This is a genomic window from Globicatella sanguinis (assembly GCF_002847845.2).
Taxonomy (GTDB): Bacteria; Bacillota; Bacilli; order Lactobacillales; family Aerococcaceae; genus Globicatella; species Globicatella sanguinis.
The window spans coordinates 1,255,976-1,282,065 of record NZ_CP126962.1; the positions used below are offsets into that span (position 1 = coordinate 1,255,976).

General features: G+C 33.3%; 21 protein-coding genes and 1 pseudogene. 7 read left to right on the forward strand and 15 right to left on the reverse strand.

Annotated elements, in window-relative coordinates; translation table 11 throughout:
- Positions 1-21: 21 nt before the first annotated feature.
- The 6 genes and pseudogenes from istB to CYJ72_RS05490 form a co-directional block, all read right to left on the reverse strand.
- Positions 22-744 carry an IS21-like element helper ATPase IstB gene (gene istB / locus CYJ72_RS05465; RefSeq protein ID WP_066125666.1) on the reverse strand — a complete coding sequence of 241 codons (723 nt, stop codon included), beginning with the start codon at positions 742-744 and terminating at the stop codon, positions 22-24.
- Positions 744-2,261 (reverse strand): IS21 family transposase, encoded by a 1,518-nt coding sequence (gene istA, locus CYJ72_RS05470; protein ID WP_047186307.1) that lies wholly within the window; start codon positions 2,259-2,261, stop codon positions 744-746. Before istA ends, istB begins: the two co-directional genes overlap by 1 nt.
- Positions 2,262-2,410: 149 nt before the next feature.
- A pseudogene (locus CYJ72_RS05475) lies at positions 2,411-2,557 on the reverse strand (recombinase family protein); the annotation flags it as partial.
- 503 nt (positions 2,558-3,060) lie between these two features.
- A complete protein-coding gene (locus tag CYJ72_RS05480; RefSeq protein WP_284630846.1) occupies positions 3,061-4,797 on the reverse strand; it encodes an ABC transporter ATP-binding protein in 1,737 nt (578 codons plus the stop codon).
- Positions 4,790-6,508: an ABC transporter ATP-binding protein gene (locus CYJ72_RS05485; RefSeq protein WP_284630847.1), complete on the reverse strand. Its 1,719-nt coding sequence runs from the start codon at positions 6,506-6,508 to the stop codon at positions 4,790-4,792. The genes CYJ72_RS05480 and CYJ72_RS05485 overlap by 8 nt, the downstream gene beginning before the upstream one ends.
- 4 nt (positions 6,509-6,512) lie before the next feature.
- Positions 6,513-7,109: a TetR/AcrR family transcriptional regulator gene (locus tag CYJ72_RS05490; RefSeq protein WP_284630848.1), complete on the reverse strand. Its 597-nt coding sequence runs from the start codon at positions 7,107-7,109 to the stop codon at positions 6,513-6,515.
- Between the two features lie 443 nt (positions 7,110-7,552).
- Here CYJ72_RS05490 and CYJ72_RS05495 point away from each other — a divergent pair, with 443 nt between their 5' ends.
- Positions 7,553-8,530, forward strand: a complete 978-nt coding sequence (locus tag CYJ72_RS05495) for an IS30 family transposase (RefSeq protein WP_284629657.1) — start codon at positions 7,553-7,555, stop codon at positions 8,528-8,530.
- Positions 8,531-8,731: 201 nt separating this feature from the next.
- On the forward strand, positions 8,732-9,073 hold the full coding sequence (locus tag CYJ72_RS05500; RefSeq protein WP_027348131.1) for a plasmid mobilization protein: 342 nt from the start codon (positions 8,732-8,734) through the stop codon (positions 9,071-9,073).
- Between the two features lie 321 nt (positions 9,074-9,394).
- On the opposite strand, the gene CYJ72_RS05505 is transcribed toward CYJ72_RS05500, so the two are convergent.
- From CYJ72_RS05505 to CYJ72_RS05520, 4 genes are all read right to left on the reverse strand, one after another.
- A complete protein-coding gene (locus CYJ72_RS05505; RefSeq protein WP_284630885.1) occupies positions 9,395-10,936 on the reverse strand; it encodes a UvrD-helicase domain-containing protein in 1,542 nt (513 codons plus the stop codon).
- A 386-nt stretch (positions 10,937-11,322) separates the two neighbouring features.
- The gene (locus tag CYJ72_RS05510) at positions 11,323-12,285 is read right to left on the reverse strand and encodes an IS30 family transposase (RefSeq protein WP_284629705.1); all 963 of its coding nucleotides are present in this window, start codon (positions 12,283-12,285) and stop codon (positions 11,323-11,325) included.
- An 83-nt stretch (positions 12,286-12,368) separates the two neighbouring features.
- Positions 12,369-12,716 (reverse strand): UvrD-helicase domain-containing protein, encoded by a 348-nt coding sequence (locus CYJ72_RS05515; protein WP_284630849.1) that lies wholly within the window; start codon positions 12,714-12,716, stop codon positions 12,369-12,371.
- Positions 12,704-14,818: an AAA family ATPase gene (locus CYJ72_RS05520; protein ID WP_284630850.1), complete on the reverse strand. Its 2,115-nt coding sequence runs from the start codon at positions 14,816-14,818 to the stop codon at positions 12,704-12,706. Before CYJ72_RS05520 ends, CYJ72_RS05515 begins: the two co-directional genes overlap by 13 nt.
- Before the next feature lie 32 nt (positions 14,819-14,850).
- Between CYJ72_RS05520 and CYJ72_RS05525 the strand changes: the two genes are divergently transcribed.
- The gene (locus tag CYJ72_RS05525; protein WP_101975427.1) at positions 14,851-15,813 is read left to right on the forward strand and encodes an IS30 family transposase; all 963 of its coding nucleotides are present in this window, start codon (positions 14,851-14,853) and stop codon (positions 15,811-15,813) included.
- Positions 15,814-16,288: 475 nt separating this feature from the next.
- Here CYJ72_RS05525 and CYJ72_RS05530 read toward each other — a convergent pair whose 3' ends face one another.
- The 5 genes from CYJ72_RS05530 to CYJ72_RS05550 form a co-directional block, all read right to left on the reverse strand.
- Positions 16,289-17,125 (reverse strand): nucleotidyl transferase AbiEii/AbiGii toxin family protein, encoded by an 837-nt coding sequence (locus tag CYJ72_RS05530; RefSeq protein ID WP_284630851.1) that lies wholly within the window; start codon positions 17,123-17,125, stop codon positions 16,289-16,291.
- On the reverse strand, positions 17,122-17,709 hold the full coding sequence (locus CYJ72_RS05535; protein ID WP_284630852.1) for a type IV toxin-antitoxin system AbiEi family antitoxin domain-containing protein: 588 nt from the start codon (positions 17,707-17,709) through the stop codon (positions 17,122-17,124). Before CYJ72_RS05535 ends, CYJ72_RS05530 begins: the two co-directional genes overlap by 4 nt.
- Before the next feature lie 497 nt (positions 17,710-18,206).
- Entirely contained in the window at positions 18,207-19,577 is a 1,371-nt protein-coding gene (gene rlmD / locus CYJ72_RS05540) for a 23S rRNA (uracil(1939)-C(5))-methyltransferase RlmD (RefSeq protein WP_284630853.1), read from the reverse strand.
- A gap of 182 nt (positions 19,578-19,759) precedes the next feature.
- On the reverse strand, positions 19,760-21,091 hold the full coding sequence (locus tag CYJ72_RS05545; protein WP_284630854.1) for a sensor histidine kinase: 1,332 nt from the start codon (positions 21,089-21,091) through the stop codon (positions 19,760-19,762).
- A 196-nt stretch (positions 21,092-21,287) separates the two neighbouring features.
- Positions 21,288-21,962 (reverse strand): response regulator transcription factor, encoded by a 675-nt coding sequence (locus CYJ72_RS05550; protein WP_066125848.1) that lies wholly within the window; start codon positions 21,960-21,962, stop codon positions 21,288-21,290.
- Positions 21,963-22,270: 308 nt separating this feature from the next.
- On the opposite strand from CYJ72_RS05550, the gene CYJ72_RS05555 reads away from it, so the two are divergent.
- The 4 genes from CYJ72_RS05555 (at position 22,271) to CYJ72_RS05570 (ending at position 25,946) form a co-directional block, all read left to right on the forward strand.
- Entirely contained in the window at positions 22,271-22,936 is a 666-nt protein-coding gene (locus CYJ72_RS05555) for an HD domain-containing protein (protein ID WP_101813932.1), read from the forward strand.
- Positions 22,937-23,038: 102 nt separating this feature from the next.
- The gene (locus CYJ72_RS05560) at positions 23,039-23,806 is read left to right on the forward strand and encodes an excalibur calcium-binding domain-containing protein (RefSeq protein WP_066126533.1); all 768 of its coding nucleotides are present in this window, start codon (positions 23,039-23,041) and stop codon (positions 23,804-23,806) included.
- Between the two features lie 126 nt (positions 23,807-23,932).
- Positions 23,933-25,285 (forward strand): Mur ligase family protein, encoded by a 1,353-nt coding sequence (locus CYJ72_RS05565; RefSeq protein ID WP_066126532.1) that lies wholly within the window; start codon positions 23,933-23,935, stop codon positions 25,283-25,285.
- A 4-nt stretch (positions 25,286-25,289) separates the two neighbouring features.
- A complete protein-coding gene (locus CYJ72_RS05570; RefSeq protein ID WP_284630855.1) occupies positions 25,290-25,946 on the forward strand; it encodes a type 1 glutamine amidotransferase in 657 nt (218 codons plus the stop codon).
- The last annotated feature ends 144 nt before the right edge of the window (positions 25,947-26,090 follow it).

The following is a 26,090-nucleotide window of genomic DNA, read 5'->3' on the forward strand; positions in this document are numbered from 1 at the left end:
TTGTAAACCACTTGCCAACCTCTAATTTTTCATCATCATAGACTCTTTCATTCGTTTACTTTCACCCCCAAACAGAATGAGGTGGGAGTGGTGGATTAGGCGATCCACTACGGCTTCCGTTAGAATCGGATCGCCAAAGACATGGTTCCACTGTCCGAATTGAAGATTGGTAGTAATGATAATGCTCCGTTTTTCATAACACATAGATATCACTTGAAACAGTAGTTCTGCACCTTGCTTATGCAATGGAATATAGCCTAGCTCATCTAATATTAATAGATCAAGCTTATCTATTCTGTTAAACAGCCTGGTCAACGTACCTTTTTCATTCGCTTCCAACAGCTCATTTGCCAATGAAGCAACGGTATAGAACTTCACTCGCTTGCCATACTTCTGTATGACATTGATTCCTATGAGCGTAGAGAGGTAGGTTTTACCTGCACCTACTCCACCATAAAAAATCATATTTTCCTTTGCCTCGATAAATTCTCCTTCTAATACCGATTCTTGACTTAACCCCTGACCCAATTGAATATCTGTCCAATCAAAAGGATTACCAGACACGTTCGGCAGCGTTGCCGTTTTGAATAATAGGTTTATCTTACGCTCCTCACGCTGTTCCACTTCCTTTTCAAAAAGTGTTAATAAGTATTGTTGAGGATCTTCTATGTTCACCGTATGGAAATTCTCACGAATCCAGCTGAGTTTTAATCGCTTTGCGTACTCCTGAATCATTTCATGCATTATGCCTGCCTCCTTTCAGAGGAAAAGAAGACATCATATTTCTTAATCCCTCGCTCAGCGACTGGCATGACTGGGATGCTAGGCTTCATCTCCAACGTATCACGATAACCTCGCCCGTGAATAAGTTGATGGAAAACCTGTTTGATTGATTCGGAAGATGGATGGCTCCTTTTAGAAGCTATCTCCAACGCTTCTGTTGCCTTTTCTAAACTATGTTCTTTCAGTAATGTTGATAATAGTTTGAGAGCTTCTTTCTTCTCCTCAACGGTGCATTCATTCAAATAGCTTCGCCAGCGTTCCGGTAATTGGCCATAGAACGTCGTATATTTCAAAGCTGTTGGCCTTGTGGCCATAAGAGATAGGTAGGGTTGCCATACCATTGATTTTGATGCATTTCCGTAGATTCGGTTATGTCTTACAATTTTTTCGTATCTATCCGAAAGGATAGTAACTTGATCATATGTGATTGCCACCAAGACTTTTTGTTTTGCGTAACGTGGGGAAGTGGAGTATTTTTTTGTATCCACTTGGACAAACCCATATTTATCAGCTTTCAAAGTTTCATAGCGTACACAACTATACTCCTTGGCCGGTAAGTGTAAAAATGCATGCTTATCTTCTTCGAATAATTTACTGATTTCTTCCTTTTTCTCATAATGTTGGCGATGACGATCTTTTTCAGCTTCTCCCCACAACTTGGTATTGAATTCGTCTAATTGAAATACTCTTCGTTCTGGTAAGAAGAAATTATTACGAACATACTTAACCATTGCTTCCACATGACCTTTTTCATTCCCTGAACCTGGATTACAAAATTCATATTCGAAACCGTAGTGTAAGACAAACCTTTCAAATCCCTCCGTCAGTTCACGTCTTCCATGAGGAAGAATCTTTTTCACCGCAGGTGATAAGTTATCAAAACGAACTCTTCTAGGTACACCCCCAAGGTGATGAAAGAATCGTTTCATGCCTTCCAAGAAACAGTCTTGATTCTGGGACTCAAACACCTGAACCAGAAATGCATTACTGTACGGGAAAGACATAACCAGATACGGAAGTTCTATGACTTCTCCCTCTACCTTAAACGGTGCCTCTCCAAAGTCTACCTGGGCATCCCCTGGACTTGCTTCTAACGGAAGAGCTGCCTCATCGTTTGCTTCCATCTCTTCAAGTAATTCTATTTTCCGCTTAGAGACATATGCTCTCACCGTTCGGTCTGAACCTTTAAATCCACACTCTTCCTTTAATAACTCCCAAATACGCTTCGCAGTTCTCCGATATTTCTTTTTCTTCTTCAAATCTTCCCTCAACCACTGATCCACAATCTCTTTCACCGGATCCATAACCGGAGAGGGTTGATGTTTCCTTCCTTTCAATTCAGGTTGGAATTCATCTAGATCCGCATATTTCTGTACGGTTCTTGGGTCTCTATTTGTTCTTCTCGCAACCTCTGCATATGTATGCCCTTTTCCGTTCACTTGTTGTCTGATATAATTAATTTCAGTCACTTCTAACACTCCTAATCTACCTCCTGCCAGAATAATGGGTCCAACAGGAAGTGTAGTTAATTATTGAGTTGTTAGCAAGTGGCTTTTTCTTTTATGCATGGCCCTATAGGACATGCATAAAAGAAGTGCCATAACCTACATTTTTAGTTTGCCATAAACACTTGCGATTTATATGATTCAAGTTGGTCTTTGCTATCTGTACTTACTCTACAATACGCTGCAACACGTTTTAATTCTAAATCTAGTGCATTTCTATTTCTAGCTCCAGTATTTGAAGTTTTTATTACTTTTGCTTTAGTATTCATTTTACCTCCTTCCCATTTTGTATCTTTCTACAGTGTTATTATATCACAAGATTAATTACTTTCTATCTATCTTCTTATAATCATTTTCTAACCTGTTCTTAATTTTTGTATATTCCTTATCATTAATTAATTTAAGATCATAAAGTCTACATAACATAGCAACTCTCATACTATAAATCTTTATTGCTTGCATTTTAACCTCCTATGCAAGTTAACTTTTTTACCTTGGTAAGTGGATTAAATCTGAAATATGCTAATTCCACATAAGCAACTTCAAGAATATTGACACTTCAAAGTATTTTTGTTTTTATAAAAAGATGACAAAATACCCCTCACTTTATAAAGTGAAATTTGCCCTCTTTGGTAACCAGAATTTTTATTTTTCTATAATATTTTTGAGTTTCAATGATTAATTTAAGCATAAAAAAATGAGGACTTATGCTACTAGACATAAATCCTCTAATCTAAATTTTCCTGTTCAAAGACTTTAATATTTCTTTCTATCAATTATTTAATTTCCATGATTCCGCCTTAGCTTTTGCATTTATAAGGTCAGAATAAAGTCCATCATTCTTAATCAGTTCTTCGTGATTTCCACGTTCTACTATCTCTCCATCTTTTAAGACTAAAATCTGGTCAGCATTTCTAATTGTCTTTAACCTATGAGCAATCATTATTACTGTCTTATTCTTTGTTAATGATTCTATTGCTTCTTTAAGTTTATCTTCATTTTCTGGGTCTATATTTGCAGTGGCTTCATCAAAGATAATTATATCTGCATCTTTTAGCATGGCTCTGGCTATGGAGATTCTTTGTTTTTCTCCACCAGATAGGCTTGCTCCACCTTCCCCAATGATAGTGTTATATCCTTCTGGTAAAGCTTCTATAAATTCATGACATCTTGCCTTCTTTGCAGCTTCTACAACTTCTTCATGGCTTGCATTTTGTTTTCCAAATTTTATATTGTTTTCAATAGTGTCTTCGAAGAGATATACATCTTGAAATACCATGGAAATAGAATTCATTAAGTTTTCTATCTTATAGTCCTTAATATTCTTTCCACCTATTAAAATTTCGCCAGAATTTACATCCCAAAATCTTGCAATAAGATTGCAAAATGTAGTCTTGCCAGATCCAGATGGTCCTACAATAGCAGTCATGGTATTTTCTTTTATCTCTGCTGATACATTTTTTAAAATTGGTCTATCATCATAAGAAAAAGAAACATTTTTAAAGACTATATTGTGATTTTTTATTGGCTCTGTAATACTTCCTTCTTTCATATCTTCCATATCATTTACATAAGAATAAGAATCTATTGCATTCTCAACCATTCTTAGCATTGCAATAGCAGATCCAGATGTAATAAGTCCGTCAAATATTACAAAACTTGCTATAAGTATCATAATAGTATTGACTATTTGACCATTTTCAACAAAATATAATTTTATTGAAATAAACAACATCAAACAAATTGTTATAGCTATTATGATTTTAGCTAATAAACTATATGGCATTATAGTTTTTTCTAAATCAAAAGAATATTCACTAGCACTATCAAAGCTCTTGTCAAGTTTTTTATTATTACTTCCTCGTAGATTATATGATTTTATAATTTGCATTCCTTGCAATGTTGATAAGACTTCTTTGGTAAGTGATACCTGAATCTCATGAATCTTATCTGCATTTTTACTTGACCTTTTTTGCATACGAGCAATGATCATTAAAAATACAATAGAACCAACTATTGCTACAATACCTATCTTATAAGAAAACAAAAATAAGGATAAGATAAAAACAATAGCATTAAGCATGCCACCGAAAACCATAATACACAAAGTTGGAACCCAAGTCTCTACATTATCTAAGTTAGTAGTTGCAATAGTTGTTAAATTTCCTAAACTTAAACTTGAGAAGAATCCCATGGGAACTTTTTTTATTTTTTCACCTAATTCAATTCTCTTGTGTCCAGCCATAAAATATCCGGCATGTGTTTGTTTGAGCATAGAGGAATTTTTTGAAATAATTACTCCGGCTATACTAATTAATAAAAATAAACTTGATATTCCTATTGTTTTAAAGCTTATATCCTTGTTTACTATCCCAAAAATCGCATAATAAATGGCTGCAAATTGTAGAGAATTAAAAATAGAACCGAAAAAATTAGCAAAGATTGATTTTTTTAGATACACTTGTTCTTCAATAGAAAAATTCCATATTTTTTTAAAAACACTAAGCATTTTCTTCTCCTTTCAAGGCAGTTTCCCAAAGATTGTGATAATCTTTTGATTCCTTCAAAAGATCTTCATGACTTCCTTTACATGCAAGTTCTCCATTTTTAATTACAAATATATTATCTACATCTGTTATTGTCTTTAAACGATGGGCAATTATAATTAGAGTTTTCCCTTTAACAAGCTCTGATATTGCATCTTGAATCAAGGCTTCATTTTCAGGATCGATATAAGAGGTAGCCTCGTCTAAAATAACTATTGGAGCATTCTTTATCATAGCTCTTGCAATTGATATTCTTTGCCTTTCTCCTCCAGACAAATGTTTACCAGCTTCTCCTACCCTTGTATCATATCCATCTGACAAGTTCATTATAAAATCATGGCAGGCTGCTTTCTTACATACTTCAATTATTTCCTCATCACTGGCATTTTTATTTCCTATTCTGATGTTATCTTTAATTGACATATCAAAAAGAAAATTATCTTGTGCTACATAGGAAATAACAGTAGATAACTTTTCAAGGGACATATCTTTGATATTTACATTTCCTATACTTATAGAACCACTATCTACGTCCCAAAATCCTGAAATTAGTTTTGCAATAGTCGACTTTCCCGAACCCGATTCGCCTACTAAAGCATTCACACTTCCTTCTTCTATATTTATATTTATATTGTTTAGGACTTGCTTATCTTTTTCATAAGAAAAATCTACGTTTTTTATCTCTATATTATAATTTTTTATATCCAAATTTTCATTTTTATGAGATAATTCTCTCGCAGAAAGTATATTTTTAATCTCCTCGAAAATAGTTGACATTCTTCCAATATCATCTTCAAAAGTCATTACTCTCATAATATTTTGGATAGTCCCTAAAGAAAGAATTATCAATGTTAAAAATACACCACCATCTAGTGAACCATTCATACAGAAATATAAACCAAATGGTATAATTGTCAAAATACCAACTGGAGCAATAGACATACTTATCGCATAGTCTCTTGTATTTTCTCCCATCCAATCATAATAGTAATTTGCCTTTTTATACACATTGTCCCTGTATTTTCTATAAGATTTTTCGCCTTGATTAAATGTCTTAATAACCTCTATTCCATTTATATATTCAACCACGGAATTATTCATATCTTGACCAATTTTAACTGCTTGTGGAAACTTTACCTTCATTCTTTTCATCGGTCCTGCCATAAAAAATCCACCAATAACTAATGGAATTAAAGATATTAAACTTAGTCTATAATCTAAAATTAACATGTAAACAAATAATATTATAGGTCCGACTAAATTAGCTGTCATCTCAGGTATCATATGAGCCAATGTTGTTTCAGTATTATCGACTTGATTTACAATTATGTCTTTTAACTTACCAGTAGATTCATTCAATATATCTCCTAATGGCATATTAAATAATTTTTCCATAAGGCTTTTTCTTATATCTCGTATTATTTTATAGGCTGTTTTATGAGAAATCATTGTTGACAAAAACATAAACACTTCTTTGATTATAAGACATAAAAGTATAAAGAAAATTTTATTTATATAGTAATAAAAATCTTGGCTACCATCAATTAATGATATAATCATCTTACTTAGAATAATATATACAAAAAGATTTGAAATTACTCCAAGTATTGCAAACAAGACAGAAATAAAATATGGTGCTTTATTTCTCTTAATGTATTTTTTTAATAGATCCATAAATTTAACTCCTTTCATCATCTTTTTTCATTACATTTATAAAATAAGTCTCTATCATTTCAGTTAGATATATCTTATTTTTTGTAAAATTCTCACGTGCATTCAAAATTTCGCCAGCCATCAATCCAGAATTCATAATATTAATCATAAATTCAAATGTTTCATCAGAAGGTAACACGTTAAACAAAGTAGAAAACAATTCTTTAAATACTTGTATGGACTCTTTTTTTATTTTCACATATAATTCTTTCAGATCATCATTTTCTTTTAACTCACATAAAAACATAACATAAAGCTTTACATAATCATTATCTGCAAGTATCTTGTCTATAATCATTCTTGAAAACAACTGTGGACTTAATATTAATCCTTCATCATAAATTGATTTTTGAATAATATCTTTTCTATTTATATTACCTTCCATCATAATGTCGTATAAGATTTCATGCGTAGAACCATAATGATGATACAAGCCACCTCTAGAAAGCCCAGTAGCTTCCATAATGTCATTCATAACTGTATTTCTAAATCCCTTATCCAAAAAGACTTTAATAGCTACTTGTCTAATCTGCTTTTTTCTTTCATCAGCTTCCATTTTCATTTCATAAATAACCTCCAAACCGACACTCTTGTCGGTATTATTGTATCAACTCTGATAATCATTGTCAATAGCTTCGCTTATACTTCTTTATTAATTTTTTTAAATGCGATATAATTAATAAAACTGAAAGTTCTAAAATTAAATTAGCCACTTAAATTGTGTATCCTCCCCATTTTTATGATTGAAAATAAAGCTGCTAGTTGCGGTTGGGAGGGGAACTATTTTATGGCTTTCAATACAACAGTAGCACTTTACTTAATGGGAGAATCGGGTAAGCTAAATGACTCGACCGAAAATTTAAGCGTAGTGCGGAAGGTCGGGGAGTGACCCCGCACCCGATTCGACGATTCAGTCAAGTGCTACGGTATAGAAAAAAGTATAGAAAAAAACATCTCAAAACGTTATTATTGTAGTAACCAAACCAAAATAAAGGACGTTTTAAGATGTATCATCATTATAATTCATTTTCAGCAGAAAGCAAGACCCGAAATAAACATTTAACCTTGGACGATCGTCATAATATTGAGCGTTGGCACCGTAGTGGTAAGTCTAATCGTGAAATTGCGCGTCTTCTAGATAAAGCCCCTCAAACGATTCATAATGAAATCAAAAGAGGGCTTGTGCTTCAACAAGTGAGAAAAGGTCGCTTCAAAAAGATTTATTCTGCTGAGTATGCTCATTCTCAGTATTTAAAACAGCGTGACAAGTGTGGCCGCAAAGTGTCACTTGATAAGGAAACCAAAGAAACACTCGTTCATTTTCTGACCGAAATGAAATATTCACCAGAAATGATCGTTCATTCTAATCTTGTCAACGTTCCTGTTTCAACGATTTACTATTGGATTCATAACGGACATTTAGGTTTAACATCGAATGACTTACTTTATCCACGTAAATCAAAGAAAAAACGTAAGAATACTAGCTCGCAATTTAGAGTGAAAGGTCAATCCATAGAAATGCGTCCGGAAGTCATTAATCAGCGTGGTGAGTACGGTCATTATGAAATTGACACCGTGATTCTAACGCGCAAGACCAATAAATGTTTACTCGTATTAACCGATCGTCGGACACGCCATCAAATTATTCGACTGATTCCGAATAAACAGGCGGCATCCGTCAATAATGCTTTATTAGATATACTCAATGAATATGCGATTAAATCAATTACTGCGGATAATGGTGTTGAATTTTTTAGACTGCATGAAGTCTTTCCTTATGAGCATATTTATTATGCCCATCCCTATTGTTCATATGAACGGGGAACAAACGAAAACCACAATCGACTAATAAGGCGGTTTTTACCTAAAGGAACAACAGATGTAACGGAATTAGAAGTAAAGAAAATTGAAAACTGGATTAATCATTATCCGAAAAGAATGTTCAACTACAAATCACCATTTGAGATGATGTACGCTGGCTAATTTAAACTTGAAATTTGCCATAATTAATAAAACCTAATAAACACTTAACGCTTATAACTTTAATAGCAAGCACAGTAAGTGTACGGACACTTACGAAAAAATTAATGGAGCAGCCCTTTATGGACTGCTTCTTTTTTTATCAATTTTACCTTGTTAGGGAGAACCCTAAGACCCCAATATTTTATAATAAGGAGATATACTATGGATAATAGAAAAAGAAAAAAGCAACTTAAAATATATTTAACAGATGAAGAGAAAAAATTTTTTGAAAAGAAAATGAAACTTGCTAATTGCAAAACTATGTCCCATTTTCTTAGAAAATGTGTATTAGAGAAAGAAATTTATGTAGTAGACCTAGAACCATTTAGAGATCTCCAATGGCTACTTTCAAATGCAACAAATAATATAAACCAGATTGCAAAAGCTACTAATACAACTGGTGTTATTTACAAGAATGAAATTGAATCTATGAATAAGCAGATAGAAAAGTTATCAAGAGAAATATGGCAGATCCATTCCCTACTTCTTAATAAATCAAAATGAAATTTATTATATAAGTCAAAATTTAATTTATAAATACATTAAATACCAGCTGAGAAATTCTACATTTTTAATAAAAACTAGGTACATCAAATACTGCATTTTTCATGAATATAATCATGTTTTTATTTTTCAAATCAATCTACATGATTTGAAAAATATCTTTCCGAACTTAAATATAGTATTCTAGTAAATACAATAAAAAAAGAATACCCTCATGCAAGAGTATTCTTAAAATAAAAATAGTAATTATCTTTTTTCATTCTATAGAATAATATTAAAAAGCAGCATAAAACATAAGTAGAAATAGTACCTACTTTTCAATTAAATCGAAGAGAGATCTATAACATTTTCTTCTCCAAAATACTCTTTAGCTTTTTCTAATATGTCAGAATCATCAGTAGGCATATATATTATTAAATTCTTTTTTGCTCTTGTTATACATACATAAAATAATTTTTTTGTACGTTTCTGAACATTAGAGTTCGGAGATCCTTTCCCAAATAATGTTCTAAAGTCATATTTATTCCAATCAGACTCTAATACAAGCAATACATTGTCATATTCACTACCTTTAACACTATGTTGAGTACAAATTGGTGAAAATTCTTTTAAATATAAAACGCTTTTTCTATATTGATTAAATGTTATCTTTTTTATTCTCTCCCATAAATAAAACCCTTTATTTGAAATATAATCACTAAACAATTCATCTTCTTTGAGTAACCCTTTTACTTCCGCAAATTTTAATACATTTTCTATCGTTTGATTATCTTCACTTACAAGATAATCAATTGCTTGCTTAAGGCAAATCTTATCATTTCTATTATGAATAGAAAATTTTGTTATTCTCAGAAAATCATTAAATCTATTAGCCTCATATAATTCAATAATCTCCTCTAATATATCTAATCTGCGTAAAATCCTATCTCTATAAGAATTAGCTTCATATCTACCACTCATTCCATTTAATTTATATGACATGAGTGATTCCTTAGTGATTCTACATTTTTCGTAAGCTTCTTCCCATGACATATCTTCTAAAACACTATATATTGACTGATAAATTTCATTTCCGTTAATTTGATCTAACAGCTCCACTTTGTTATATGTCGGTTTTACCTCTAACGCTATTTCTCCCAAAGTCTTATTACAGTCTAAATTTCCCTTATCAATTTTTTTCTTTATCCCACTTATAAGCTTAGTTATCAAATCAGCATTATATAGATCATATAAGTCTTTAAAGCCAGTCATTTCAGCATTATATTTATGTGTTAGCCTTAACTCTTTTGTTTGTTTTCCATCAGAAAAATCCCAAGATTCAAAAATATTCTTCCCCTTTATACTTATAAAATCATTTATTTCAGTTCCATATAAAAATTTAATACTACCTTCTCTAATAGTACCATTTTCCATATTAGGTGCATTTATATCTTCTGAAGGTCTTTGCTCAATATCATCATCTCTAAACTTATTGGCTACTTCGATTACAACTCTTGGATTTCTTCGGTTTTGCGTCTTTACTATTTTAGTTAAATTATATTGATTTAAATTACCAACTCCGTCGTCATATATAGACTGCATTGAATCTCCAAAAAAACCAATTACATTTTTCTTATCGCTTTGCTCAAGATGCTTTAGTAAATTATCAGCAACTAAAGGACTTGTATCCTGATATTCATCAACAAAAATACAATCTGCAATATCCTTTAAAATGTCCGCTATTTTTTTATATTTCTTAAACATTTTCTCTGCAACAATCAAAATGTGATTATGGCTGATTTTCACTCTATTTTCTTCATTTGGCGTTACAGAATAATACTCATCATAATCCACATAAAGATTTTCGAAATATTCTTTAGAAATTAAATCCTCAGAAAAATCTTTTGGCTTTTTTGATTGTCAAATTAAGCTAGAATTTTTACCTAACACATAATACGTTGGCTTTTGGTCTAATTGATAATTTAAATGTTTGTTCGAAAGTTCAAGTATAAATTAGCTACTGACTTTAAGTTTTTCACATAGTTAAATTTGTGGCAGGTGTAGTGAGTCAGATTGATGCATTAAATCGTTAGAGCTTTACTTGGATGCTCCGGTATGATACTCGCGGATAGCGAGTTGGGGAAAGGATTTGGGTAGGAGACCCAAAAAGCATCCCCAAATCATCATGCCGGGCTAGGCACCAAGTCAAGCTCTAACAATCAGGTGCCGTACGTAATGGATTCACTGCCTTAACAAACACATTGTGTGCATTAGAAAGCATCTAGCCATCCAAGTTCCTTACAACAATCGATAAAAACTTCAATTGGCGTTCGATAACCTAATGATTTTCGTGGAATTTCATTGCGGAAATGGGCTGTTTGGCTGAGTGTTTTCTGCGATATATCAGTAAAATCCATCCCCTTAGATAACCCATCTCTTCGAAGAAGTCCATTAGAGTGTTCATTTAAACCTCGCTGTGACGGACAACCGGGATCAGCAAAGTAAATATTGATGTCATTGACATTTGAAATGGCTTGCCAATCAGAAAATTCTTTTCCACAATCAAACGTAATGGATTTAAATATATTTCTCGGTAAATAAGCAAACCAGTTATCACAAGCGATTCGCACATCACTTGCTTTGCGACTGTTAATTTTTATCGGGATGATGAGTTTACTGATTCTTTCGACCAGTGTTAGGACTGCACTCTTATGGTCTTTTCCGACAATAGTGTCACCTTCTAGATGTCCAAATTCTTTCTCATATTGTGGATTTTCTTTTTGACGATCTTCGATGGTGCGTCTAAAGTGTTGTTTACCTCTTTTTTCCTGATACCCATTAGGTTTTCTCTTACCTTTCATCGGTAAAGTTGAGGGATCAAAGAGTTCCGAGTCTTTAAAACGACGATAAAGTGTTCGAGCTGTACATCCTAATGGGAGTTCATTCCGACCAATGATGACGTCAGGAGACCACCCCTGGTCCACTTTTTTCTTAATATATGTGATTTGTTTAGTGTTAAAGACCTTCTTTTTGGCACCACAGCGTGATTTATTCTCTTTATATTGATCGTAGTATTCCTGAATATTACCACTATTTTTAAGAAAATTAACGACGTTATAAATGGTTTGGATGGCCCGATTTAATTTTTTAGCGATATCCGTTACTTTTTTACCGCTATCGTAATAATTTTCTATCCAAATCAATTCTTTCATGGTAAGATGTGTATAAGCCATTTGTGTGTACTCCTTCCTTAGCATGTGATTTTATGTTTAGGATACCATACAAATGGCCTATTTATTTTTCTAGCTTAATTTTACTATCCAAGCTTTTTAAAGTTCTTTTCATTATCATCGTTAATAAGCTCAACTAAAATATTTTTTATTTCATTCTGATATTTTCTGATAAGAGACCATATAAACTCATGTATTGTTGAAACCCAAATATTCTCATTTTCTATTCTTGATAAAATTTCGGCAACTGCATTATTTGTATATGTAATGCATACTATCTTTATATCTGGTGATTCCTCTGTGAGTGCATTTATTAAGGAAATTAAGGAGTATGTTTTTCCACTACCTGCTCCACCTTCTAAAATAAAATTTTCACCATTTTTTATACATTGAAGAGCTTCTAATACTTCTTTTTCCAATGTTAGCGTATCCATAATAAGCCCTCCTCAATATAATGTGGAACTGCCCATATTTCATCTTCTTCGCCATTCTCATTATCAAAATACAATAAGCTTGATGCAAATGCCGATTTCTTTTTCACATTATTCAAAGCAAAATTATAATAATCACCATTTTCTATTTCATCATTCGAAAAATCTTTTAAAGCTCCATATTGATAAAATCCTTCTTTGTTTTTTAATATAAAGTCTTTATTTAGTGCTATAAATGCATCTTCAAAACTACTCGCTTGATACTCACCATAAGATTCTGGTATTTGATAGGCCATTCTCATATTATCTTTAATTTTATCCTCAGCATTTTTCCCTACAAGTTCCTTAAATTGATTATTCGATGTATCAATTCCAGTATCTTTAAAAAATTCTTTTATTGATGCGTTACTTGTATGTGTTCCCTCATCGGGGTGACAACTCGTATATACAGTTCTTTCTTTTCCATTTTTATCTATTTTCTTTTCAGCTTTAACAGAGTCAATATCCGTAACAAACAAAACTTTTGTTCCTAAAAAGGAAAATAAAGGCATAAATATATGAGAATGCGCTCCAACTTCTATTATAGAAATATTCTGTGATAATAGTGGTATAATATCTGCTCTTGGCTTTTCTTTATTATCAATTTTATGCATCATCACTGGCATTAAAATTCGTTCGGTATCTCCTTCTATACAAATAGCTTTATCCGCAAAGAAAAGTTCACTTCTATTCATTGTCAGATATTGTTTTACAAACTTAAATCCTTTCTGTTCATCTCCACCATACTCTTCTTTTAAAGAATTAAAGCTCTTAGCTATGACCGTATTCCCGTTTTTCTTCAAATATATAATGTCATCAAAGTTACATTCAGAAACTATATGTGATGAATGCGAAGTGATTAAAATCTGCAACTGCTTATTCTTTTCTTTCAACAACTTATTTCTATGTGCTTTGATATGAGATTTAATATTCCTTATAAATATATACTGTAACTGAGGGTGTGTATGTGCTTCAGGTTCTTCAATATATAAGAGATTTATATCTGCTGGTTGTTCAAACAATTCCTGTATATTGGTTTCAATCTCAAATAAAATACCAATTAAATTCAAATACCCCAATCCATTATATGTTTCTGGAAGCGAATAATCTCCCCCTTGTCTATAACTTAAGTTTGTATTATCTGACAATAAATTTTTCTCTGAAATAGATGACTCTATTGCTATATCAATTCCATTTTCTGCACCACCATAAGTTTTAATAACATCTATAACATCACTAAAAATACCATCAATGGGTTCTTCACCTTCACTTTTTTCTCCATTGTAAATCTTATATAATTCTTTATCGGCTTCCTCCAATTTTTCTTCAAGTCTTGTAAATACCGATTCACTTTCATCTTTTGCAGCTTTATAAGAACTGAAATATTTACCAGTTAAACCTGATAAAACATGATTACGATCATCATTAGAAACCGCTCGATCAGCTCTTATTCCTGCCACTTTAATGACTTTTTGAATATCTTTATTATCAATTTCTTCTGATCTATCTTGCGTTGTTTTGTTTGCTTCAACATCAAACCCTCTTGAATATTTTTTCGTTTCAAAGAAGTTTGCAAAATTCTTACTCATAAATTTGGAAAATGATTTAAAATCTTCAATATTTTTTTCACTAATAATGTTTTTTAATTCTATGATTTTTTTTGCAGCTATTACCGAAATAAATTCTAAAACTATTATGTTATTATCTGGATTTAAGTCCATCATGAATTTTTGAATATTCTCATATGAATCATTATCATTATACTCAATGAATAATTGCATATTAATATTTTCTAATAATTGAACTTCATCCAGCTTTGTTATATCAAAACCAATTATTTTTTTATAGAGATCTTTCTGGCATTCTAAATTTATATCTTCCCAAAATAATTTAGATGAATTTAGCATTTTATCTAAAACAATAATAGATGATGTTTTTCCACAATTATTTTTGCCTATAACTAGCGACAATTCATCTTTAAAATTTAACTCAAAATTTTTTAATAACTTGGATAGTAAAATTAAGCTAGAAAAATAAATAGGCCATTTGTATGGTATCCTAAACATAAAATCACATGCTAAGGAAGGAGTACATACAAATGGCTTATACACATCTTACCATGAAAGAATTGATTTGGATAGAAAATTATTACGATAGCGGTAAAAAAGTAACGGATATCGCTAAAAAATTAAATCGGGCCATCCAAACCATTTATAACGTCGTTAATTTTCTTAAAAATAGTGGTAATATTCAGGAATACTACGATCAATATAAAGAGAATAAATCACGCTGTGGTGCCAAAAAGAAGGTCTTTAACACTAAACAAATCACATATATTAAGAAAAAAGTGGACCAGGGGTGGTCTCCTGACGTCATCATTGGTCGGAATGAACTCCCATTAGGATGTACAGCTCGAACACTTTATCGTCGTTTTAAAGACTCGGAACTCTTTGATCCCTCAACTTTACCGATGAAAGGTAAGAGAAAACCTAATGGGTATCAGGAAAAAAGAGGTAAACAACACTTTAGACGCACCATCGAAGATCGTCAAAAAGAAAATCCACAATATGAGAAAGAATTTGGACATCTAGAAGGTGACACTATTGTCGGAAAAGACCATAAGAGTGCAGTCCTAACACTGGTCGAAAGAATCAGTAAACTCATCATCCCGATAAAAATTAACAGTCGCAAAGCAAGTGATGTGCGAATCGCTTGTGATAACTGGTTTGCTTATTTACCGAGAAATTTATTTAAATCCATTACGTTTGATTGTGGAAAAGAATTTTCTGATTGGCAAGCCATTTCAAATGTCAATGACATCAATATTTACTTTGCTGATCCCGGTTGTCCGTCACAACGCGGCTTAAATGAACACTCTAATGGACTACTTCGAAGAGATGGGTTATCTAAGGGGATGGATTTTACCGATATATCGCAGGAAATACTCAGCCAAACAGCTCATTTCCGCAATGAAATTCCACGAAAATCATTAGGTTATCGAACGCCAATTGAAGTTTTTATCGATTGTTGTAAGGAACTTGGATGGATAGATGCTTTCTAATGCACACAATGTGTTTGTTAAGACAGTGAATCCATTGCGTAAGGCACCTGATTGTTAGAGCTTGACTTGGTGCCTAGCCCGGCATGATGATTTGGGGATGCTTTTTGGGTCTTCTACCCAAACCCTTTCCCCAACTCGCTATTCGCGAGTATCATACCGGAGCATCCAAGTCAAGCTCTAACGATTTAATGCATCAATCTGACTCACTACACTTGCCACAAATCTGACGTTGTGGAAACCTTAAAGTCAGTGGCTAATTTATACTTGAACTTTCGAACAACCATTTTAATTATCAATTAGAAAAAAAGCAAACGTATTATGTGTTAGGTAAAAATTCTAGCTTAATTTGACAATCAAAATAATCTAAAGTTTTTGACTTTCATCTTTTTTAAAATCATTTTAATACTCCTCTTTACCTTCTAAATCAAACTTTTCTTTTATATTTATTTTCCTAAAAATCCTTTGTCTACTTACATCAACTTGTTGTTTTCGAGACGATTCTCACTACATCAACAACCTTATCAAAGCTCAAATCCCCAATATACTTATTTTCACTGAGATATACTTCCCACAAGAATCTTAGGTATGAATCTTCTTTTATGTCCTCAATTATTTCCTCATAGTATTGCATTTCCTCCTGACTTCCTCTTTTGTAGGAAGTTCTTTCTATTGCTTCTTTTAAAATTTTATAATCTATCTCATCTTTTTTTAGTTTGTAGAGGGTGTATAAGTCGTAAAAGTCTCTCATTCGTGTTGTCGTTATATTTCTTCTGATTATGGTTTCGTATTTTTCTGCTAATATTGTTTCTAATGGATATGCCATTATTTTTATATTTTCTTTGCTAAAGATACAGGGATAGGTATATTCTATTTCCCTTGGTGTTATTGCATCTCCTGTTGTTAAGTCTAGTTTCATTGGGTTTTTAGTTTTCCCAACATTTGCTATTAGTGAAATTCTAAAGTTTTCATACTCATCTTCTTCTCTTATATAAGAGATGTCTTTTATTTCAAATCTTATTCCATCTTCTACATTGATATTTATAATTTCTTCTACAATGTCTTTTATTTTCTCTTCTTTTAGGGCTATGCCTTTTATGGTTGTGTCCATGTCCATAGTTGTTCTATTTTCAATACCAATTAAGGAAGATATTAAGAATCCTCCCTTTATTACAAAATTATTTTTGTACTTTGATTTAGATAGCCTTTCTAAAAATCTTTCGAAAAAATATATTTGAAGAACTTCTTGCGACTTTAGATTTTTCTTCTCTGCCAAGCTCCTTATCTTTCCCTTTATACTCTCGATATTAATCACGATAATACCTCCATGTATTTTCTAATTTCATCTTCTATTTTAAATAGTCTACTGTATTTTATGAGTCGTCTTAGATTTTTATTTGTTGATTTAAAGTATCTTTTTAAGGCTTCTGTAAAAATCTGTTTATCTATTTTTTCTCTTTCGATTATGATATCGCAAATTGTTCGATCTATATCGTAAACTGGAATAAGGTTGCCTTGTGGTGATTTTATTTCTGTCTTTCCAATTTCGTATAGGTCTTTTTTTACATAGTGAACTTGTAGATCTTCGTACCTCTTTTTGATATGGCTGGCATTGTAGCCTTGGGGTACAGATATATGAAATACATTTGGAGTCCTATCGGATAGGTCGTGGAGGTATAGGGCTGTTTGATGGGAAAATATAATTCGATTGCTATTTGATGATATTAAAACAAAATCGTCTATTATTTTTCCTTTTAATTGATATAGACCTGGTCTTAATCTTTCTAATTGTCCGATTTTTGTTAATTCAGATAAATTATGCCTACTATATCCAAGTTCTTCTGCTTCTTTGTTGGTGATTACTAAATTTTCTTGTATATATTCTTTAAGCGTATCCATAGTCTGCCTCCTCTCGTTTACGCTTTTATTATATGTTATAAAAGCGAATATGTAAAGTCGGCTTGTGAATGTTTCATATTTTGAAAAGGATGTAACGAATCCTTACTCCCTTTCTAAAATTATTCTTTCTTAACTCAATATTACTAATATTATTATAGTTACTCTCCGATTTTCGAATTCTAGAAATCTGTTATTCGTAGTTCTTAAATTCCGATTTTCGGAAGTCTGGACTTCTGATTTCAGAGATCAGATTTTGTATTATTAGTTATATTTAAAATTTATATACACTCACTTCTTAGAAAAAAAGAGCAGCCTTTTAAGCTACTCTTGTAGAAAGTACAAAATGAGTTAATTATATTTTTTTGTGTTTCCTCATACCAGTTGCAAAACTACTCTTACGTTCATGTAGTTTTTTTGAGTCTTTTTGACGTATCCTTCTTCATCTTTATCGAAGACAAAACGCTTATAAAACTGCTTAAAATGCAGGATTTCTAAATTTACATCTTTTGTATCAACGCTATAGCTTCCACATGCACGGTCTGCGGGAATAAATCAACTGGCTGCACATATTCCAATCTGTAGCCGGCATCCGCAAATAATCGGCAATCTCTAGCACAATTTGCTGGGTTGCAGCTGACATAAGCGATACGTTCCGGTGCTTGTTCAATGACACTTTTAACAAATTCAGGGTCTAATCCCTTACGTGGTGGGTCGACGACCACGACATCAAATTGAACGCCTTCTTGGTTCCATTTTGGGAGAACTTCTTCAGCTTTTCCTGCTTCAAAAATCACATTGTCGACATAATTATACTCAGCATTTTTCTTAGCCATTTCAATTGCTTGTGGAACAATTTCCATGGCATAAACTTGTTTGGCATGATCCGCTAGGGCTAAGGAAATAGTCCCAATGCCACAATAAGCATCTAATACGGTGTCAGTGTCTTTAATTGCTGCTGCTTTAATCGCTTCTTGGTAAAGCACTTCTGCTTGTGGGGTATTCACTTGATAGAATGAATAAGCCGAAATAAAGAATTGCTTGCCTAACATTTGATCGCGATACTCACCTTCACCCGCCAATACGCGGGACTCTGGTCCCATAATGACATTGGTCTTTTTATCTTGGACATTCAATATCACCGATACAACTTCAGGTAATTGCACCATAATTTCTTTGGCAATTGCTTCTGCTTGCGGCATTGTTTTTTGATTGATAACGAGAATCACCATCATCTCACCCGTATAATGTCCACGTTTGACAATGATATGGCGCATCATACCAGAATGTTTTTCCTCATTATAAGCTTCGACTTTAAATTGACGTAAAATATTTTTTACTACCACAATCGCGCGGTCAATCTCATGATGCTGAATATAAAAATTTTCAACTGGGATTAAATCATGCGTATTCTTTCTAAAAAATCCTGTCTCTAACTGACCATCCACCATTCTAGTCGGAATTTGTGCTTTATTACGATATTCCCATGGATGACTCATTCCTAAAGTCATGCGCACGTCAATATTTTTAAAACCGCCTAATTTACGAAAGGCATTTCGCACTGTTTCTTGCTTAAAGGCCAGTTGTAAATCATAACTCATATGTTGCAAGGTCATCGTACCGATTTGACGACCGATGGGGTCGATAATTTCTCGACGATCATAAGCCGGATTTTCTATTTCAACTAAGCGAGCGAAACCGAAGTTTTTGGTCGCTTTCATGATTTTGGCATGAACAATTTCTCCAGGTATCGCGCCTTCAACGAATAATGGAAAACCGTCCACCCGAATCACGCCTAACCCTTCTGAAGTTAAATCTTCAACGAGTCCCACTACTTCTTGATTTTTCTTAAAGTTTTTATTTTTTGACACGCGATTTTACTCCTCTTTCATTTTCTTTAGAATACCTTACTTTTCAGTTAAATTCAATGTACAATCCCCTTCAGAGTATAAGATAACGACGGTCAGCCATACTTTCAATAACGCTTCTGCCACTATCATTACAAAAGAGGCCAAGAAAAAACTTTCGTTTCATCCTAGCCTCTCGGTCTTGATTATTTTTTAAACAAGCGTTCTTTAATTTGCCAACTATCTTTGTTGTGCCCATTAAAACCAATTTTAAATGCGATACGTGATGGATTGATTAACTCGGTTGTCAGTTTTAACCCCGCTGCTTTTGCGACTGCTGCTGCAATTGACAAGCCCATTCCGCTACCACCTTGTTCGCGGCTGCGAGCTGTATCACGACGATAAAATCTTTCAAATAATTGTTTACGTTCTTCTTCAGTCATCGGGTCACATTCATTTTCAAACCATAATTCGCGTTTGGCTGGTTGCCATTTAATGATAATCGGTTCGCTTCCTACATGATATTTAACGGCATTTTCTAATAAAATAGTGGTTAATTGACGCACACTCGCTTCATCTGTTGTTTCGACTAAATTATCTAGTAATTCCAGCAAAATCGTTTTGTCATTCTCTTTAATTAAAGTGCTCAATTCATTCATTTCATTTTTTATTAAATCTGTTAAGTTGACCTTTGTCAACTCAATGGTATTTTTTCCTTCATCAAAACGAGCTAAGAGTAACATTTGTTCAACCAACATATTCAAGCGTTTAATTTGATTACGATTACTTTCGGTCCATTCATTTTTATTTCCAATCATTTCCATCACATCATTATTCGTCGATAAAACCGCCAAGGGTGTTTTGATTTCGTGACTAGCATTACTAATAAATTCTTTTTGACGTTCAATATTTTTTACTAATGGCATGATGGCTTTTTTAGAGAAATAAGCCAATAATAAATATACGACCATTAACAATATGGCGAAAACCCCTGCCGACAAACTTAAAAAACGCACAATCATTTCAATTTCGGCAAAAGAGTCTACATACATCACTATCGTTCGTCCATCTAACAATACTCTCTTCATAAAGCGATAATAACCTGACCAGCCATGAGTAAGCTCTTGTCCATAGATTTCGGTGGCGGCTTCTTGAGCAGCTGCGTCAGTAATATTTTCTCCGATACCAATCGTTGTTTGGTTGATTTTCCCCTCGCTATCAAATACAACATAGAAAAAATCAATCATATCACGGGTTTCTCGTTCCTCTTTATTTAAACCAAAGAAGTTTTCAAAATTGAAGGTGTTATTACGAATTTTGGGCGTGGGTTCGATTAGGACGGTGGCGCCATTATTTAAAGTAATCTCACGTTGGTTGATACCTAATTGCATTTCAACAAAGTCGAGTGTCTGTTGTTCTTGACGACTAATGACTTGCGCATAATTGAAACCATTCAAGACTAAAAACAAAATGAGCATTACGACGGTAAAAGATCCCATGGACACAATCATAAAGCGGCGTTTCATCTCATTAATCAATTCGCTTCACCTTCATTCGCATTCAAACTCCCTATTATCTTATTTTATTCCAGAGTATTTATCGTCATTGTATCGTTTCGTTATGAATTGAGATAATCTTTAGCCCAATTTTATAATCTGCGAGGTAATAAACAAAGTGACCATCATGAGATTTTCTACTTCTTGCCCACTCTACCTTTTTCTTTTCTTCGCTCAATTATTCTTCCACTTCTAAAGTATAGCCTAATCCTCGTTGTGCAGAAATTTTCAACTTTGAATTTAATTGTTGTAATTTTTTACGTAATGAAGAAATATTCACCCAAACGACATTGATTTCGGCTTCTGAATCCAGCCCCCAAATACGATCCATGATTAATTCTTTGGATAGAACTTGGTTATTATTTAAAAAGAACATCTCAATCAATTGGAATTCTTTGTTATTTAACGTCACTTGTTTGCCATTGGCTTGGAGTTGATAATTACTGCGGTCTAAAATACAATCTCCAACCGTTAAAATCTCAGAAACAAAATTATTTGGGCGACGTAAAATCGAACGTATTCGTGCTAATAACTCTGGTGTATCAAAAGGTTTCGTCAAGTAATCATCAGCTCCTAAATCGAGTCCGGTTACTTTATCTTCTAATTGGTTTTTGGCCGTTAATAGTAAAATAGGTGTTTGATTGCCTTCTTTTCTTAATTGAAAAAGTACTTCAAATCCAGATTTTTTCGGCATCATCACGTCCAAAATCAGACAATCATAATGTTCAGATTGAGCATAGTATAAAGCATCTTCACCATCATGAACCACATCCACTATATATTTATTATGTTCAAGAATTGCTTTCAATCCTTTAGCAAGATCTTTTTCATCTTCTGCTAATAACAGTTTCATCTTAATCCCTCTTCTCTCTACTATTCTCAGATAGGCCATATTAACATTTCAATTGTAAAATAAACACCTAAAATTTAATTAAAACCACAGATTATCATTGCGTTCTTATTGATTCAATCCCTACTTTTATGCCAAAAATAGGCTTCTTTTGACGTTAAGTGGATAGTTTTTTCTTTTGCTCAACTTGCTTAAAAGCGCGGATCACATACACGATACCTTCGTTCACCACGGTCTGGTTCATCTAGTTGTATTCATTGTATCAAAAAAACGATATAATAATAATCATTAGCTGACAAAGGAGCCTTATGATGATTAATAACATTGAACAAATTGAACAATATATTAAAACCAAGTATCAAAATGAAGCCAGTGGACATGATTGGTTTCATATTTACCGTGTTACTTATTTAGCTTTAAATCTGACGCAATCGCAAGATGATTTTCCTTACATTAAATTATTAGCTCTACTCCATGAAGAGTTAGATGATAAACTTAATCCTGATGATGCATTACAACAGTTAAAAAATATTTTAGCTGACCATCACATTGAGCCCTCGCTTTATCCACGTTTAATCAAAGATATTCAATCGATTGGTTTCAAAGGTGGATTCCATCAAGTTGACCGTACTCGAGAAGCAATGATTGTCAGCGATGCTGATTTATTGGACGCAATGGGTGCCATTGGGATTGCGCGCACCTTTCAATATAATGGCCAGGTAAAACACGCTCCCTTTTATGATCCTGCTTTAGCAAAAGTTGAATTAAATAACTATGCTGATTATCGTCAAAAAAAGCGTAACGCTATTGCTCATTTTGATGAAAAATTATTAAAACTCAAGGATTTAATTGTGACCGATAAAGGCCAAAAACTAGCTAACAAACGCCATCAACGAATGGTGCAATTTGTTGAGGATTTCTTTAGCGAATTAGCCGAGTCGGGTGTAGACATTTCAGACCGCTTTTTAATTGAATAATGGAAGAATCTTACTAGGTGAGTTGTTTTCCTATTAAGTGTTTCTTATAAAAATTTTTATGATATGATATGGTTAAAAGTAATCTATTGAGGAGTGTTTCGATTGCAAAAATCGGTTCATTTTTTAAAGTTAATGGCACTATGTTTCATGATATTGTTTCCTAGTTTGACTGTTAAAGCCGAGGTCAACGAAGCTACTTTAGGGTATAAAATTTTAGCAAAACCACAAAATAATGCTAAATTAGTGGACATCGTAGAGTTTGATGTCATTGATGGGGATTCCTTAAAGATTGAATTAGAAAATGGCGACGTCAAAACCTTTAAATTGGCCAATGTCTACGCACCAAAACGACAGCATCCCGTCACAGGGCCACAAAAATTTGCCAATGAGTCGAAAACGCGTTTAAATGAGTTATTGCAATCCGCTAAAGACATTAAAATCGAATATCTCGCTGATGAGCAAAAAGACAGTCAGGGTCGCTCATTAATTCATTTATGGACTGACAAAATCTTAGTCCAAGAAGTGATGACGACAGAAGGTTTGACAGCTTACTATAGTCAAGACGATGCTAATAGTCCCTATTTAGAAACGCTTATTTTTTCCGAAGATTATGCGAAACGTAATGGGTTAAATGTATGGTCAACTAACGAAGCCTTTGGCGAAAATATTGACGTTGATCAATACCAAAGTAATGCTCAAAATAATCAAGTCGGGTTTTCTAGTCAAGATAATCAAGCAGCCAGCCAAGATGTTTATTTTAAAAACTGTTCCGAAGCTAAAGCTGCTGGTGCGGCTCCTATATATCAAGGTGAGCCTGGCTATCGCCCTCAGTTGGACCGTGATAAAGACGGGATTGCCTGCGAATTATAATGTTTCGCCACTCTGTTTCTTATCGAAACGGAGTTTTTTTATTAAAATTAATTCTTAAACCTTTATTATTTAGTCAAGTATTGCTATTATATAGAAATGAAATATCAAATAAAGGAGACACATTCAATGAGTCTTAGAAGTCGTATTGCTCGCTTAGTCGGAAAATCCAGTCGTTGGGTTTTAACCAACTTTACCAATGGTGGGAGTAGTTTGCCTGGTAAATTAGCCCAAACAATTGATCCTAATATCTTATCTGATTTAGCGAAAAATTATCAAGTCGTCATTATTACCGGTACAAATGGTAAAACTTTAACCACAGCCTTAACAGTACAAGCTTTAAAAGAAAAGTTCAATCATATTGTTACGAACCCTACGGGGTCAAATATGGCACAAGGGATTGTCAGTACTTTTCTAGTAGCTCCTGCTATTCCAAAAGGTGAGCAAGGGATTGCTGTTTTAGAAGTGGATGAAGGGTCTTTAAAACACGTGGTGAAACATCTAAATCCTATCGCGTTCTTACATACCAATGTTTTCCGTGACCAAATGGATCGCTATGGAGAAATTTATTCAATCTATGAACTAATGACCAATGCTGCCAAAGAAGTACCGACAGCTACCGTCATTGCAAACGGCGATTCTCCCTTATTCAATTCAACTGAATTGCCTAATCCACGTCAATATTTTGGCTTCAATCACGAAACAGATCACGATGTGGAACCTCATTATAATACCGACGGCGTCTTATGTCCGCACTGTCATCATATTCTAAAATATCATTCTTTAACTTATGCCAATTTAGGAAAATATTATTGCGAACATTGTGATTTCAAACGTCCTGAATTAATCTATCAAGTCACTGAAGTTGAAGAATTGGCCTTAACTCATTCTAGCTTTAGAATTGACGGCCACCATTTTGAAATTCCAGTAGCTGGACTTTATAATGTCTACAATGCTTTAGCTGCCTATAGCGTCGCTTCATTCTTTGATGTTGAACCGGCAAAAATTCGTGAAAGTTTCATGAAAGCTGAACGCGTATTCGGACGTCAAGAAATGATTAACATTGAAGGTAAAAAAGTTTTATTAAACTTAGTCAAAAATCCAGTTGGCTTAAACCAAGTCTTAGCTTTGATTGGCTTGGATCAAAATCCATTTACTTTAATCAGTATTTTAAACAATAATTATGCCGATGGTACTGACGTCAGCTGGATTTGGGACGGACATTATGAACAAATCGTTGATTTCCCTATTGAAAAAGTCGTCACTTCAGGGATGAAAGCTGATGAAATGACGAAGCGCCTAACGGTCGCTGGCATTCAACCTGAATTGATTAATCAAGTGGAAAACAATGAACAAATTATCGAAGCGATAAAGGCTGCACCGACAGAATATGTTCATATTTTAGCGACATATACTGCCATGCTAGATTTACGCGAAGCCTTTATTCAAAAAGGATATATTCAATCAAACAAAGGAGCGTAAAAAAATGACCAATACAATTAGAATCTGTCATTTATATGGGAATTTACTCAATACCTATGGTGACAATGGGAATTTACTCATGATTCAGTACTATGCACGCGAAAAAGGCTATCAGGTTGAAACAACCATGGTCAGCTTAGAAGACCCGTTCAATGCCGATGATTTCGATATTATCTTCTTTGGCGGCGGCCAAGATTTTGAACAAAAAATCATCGCCAAAGATTGTCAGCGTCTAATTCCTGAGATTAAACGTTACATCGAACAAAATGGCGTTTTACTAGCAATTTGTGGCGGATTCCAATTATTAGGTCAGTATTATACAACAGCCGATGGCGAACAAATTAAAGGGCTAGGCGTGCTACCACATTATACCGAGCGTCAAATTAATAGTCGTTTTATCGGTGATATTGAAATCTATGATGAAATAAACCAACAAACCTATTATGGATTTGAAAACCATAATGGTGTCACCTACTTAACCGATGCATTAGAACCCCTCGGTAAAGTAATTACGGGGTATGGAAACAATAATCAAGATAAAACCGAAGGGATGCATTATAAAAATACTTTTGGATCTTATTTCCATGGCCCACTACTTGTTAGAAACGAATGGTTAGCCCATCATTTGGTTGATTTAGCAATTGAACAAAAAAATAAATAAAAACTTATAAGCAAGTGAATGACTTAAATAGCATGACAAAAGAGGTCCTCAACGAATGGATTTATATCCTTTCTTACTTCTATCTATTTAAGATGGTTTATTTGCTTTTTTTTATTTTCATCCTTACTAGTCATTTAGATCGCA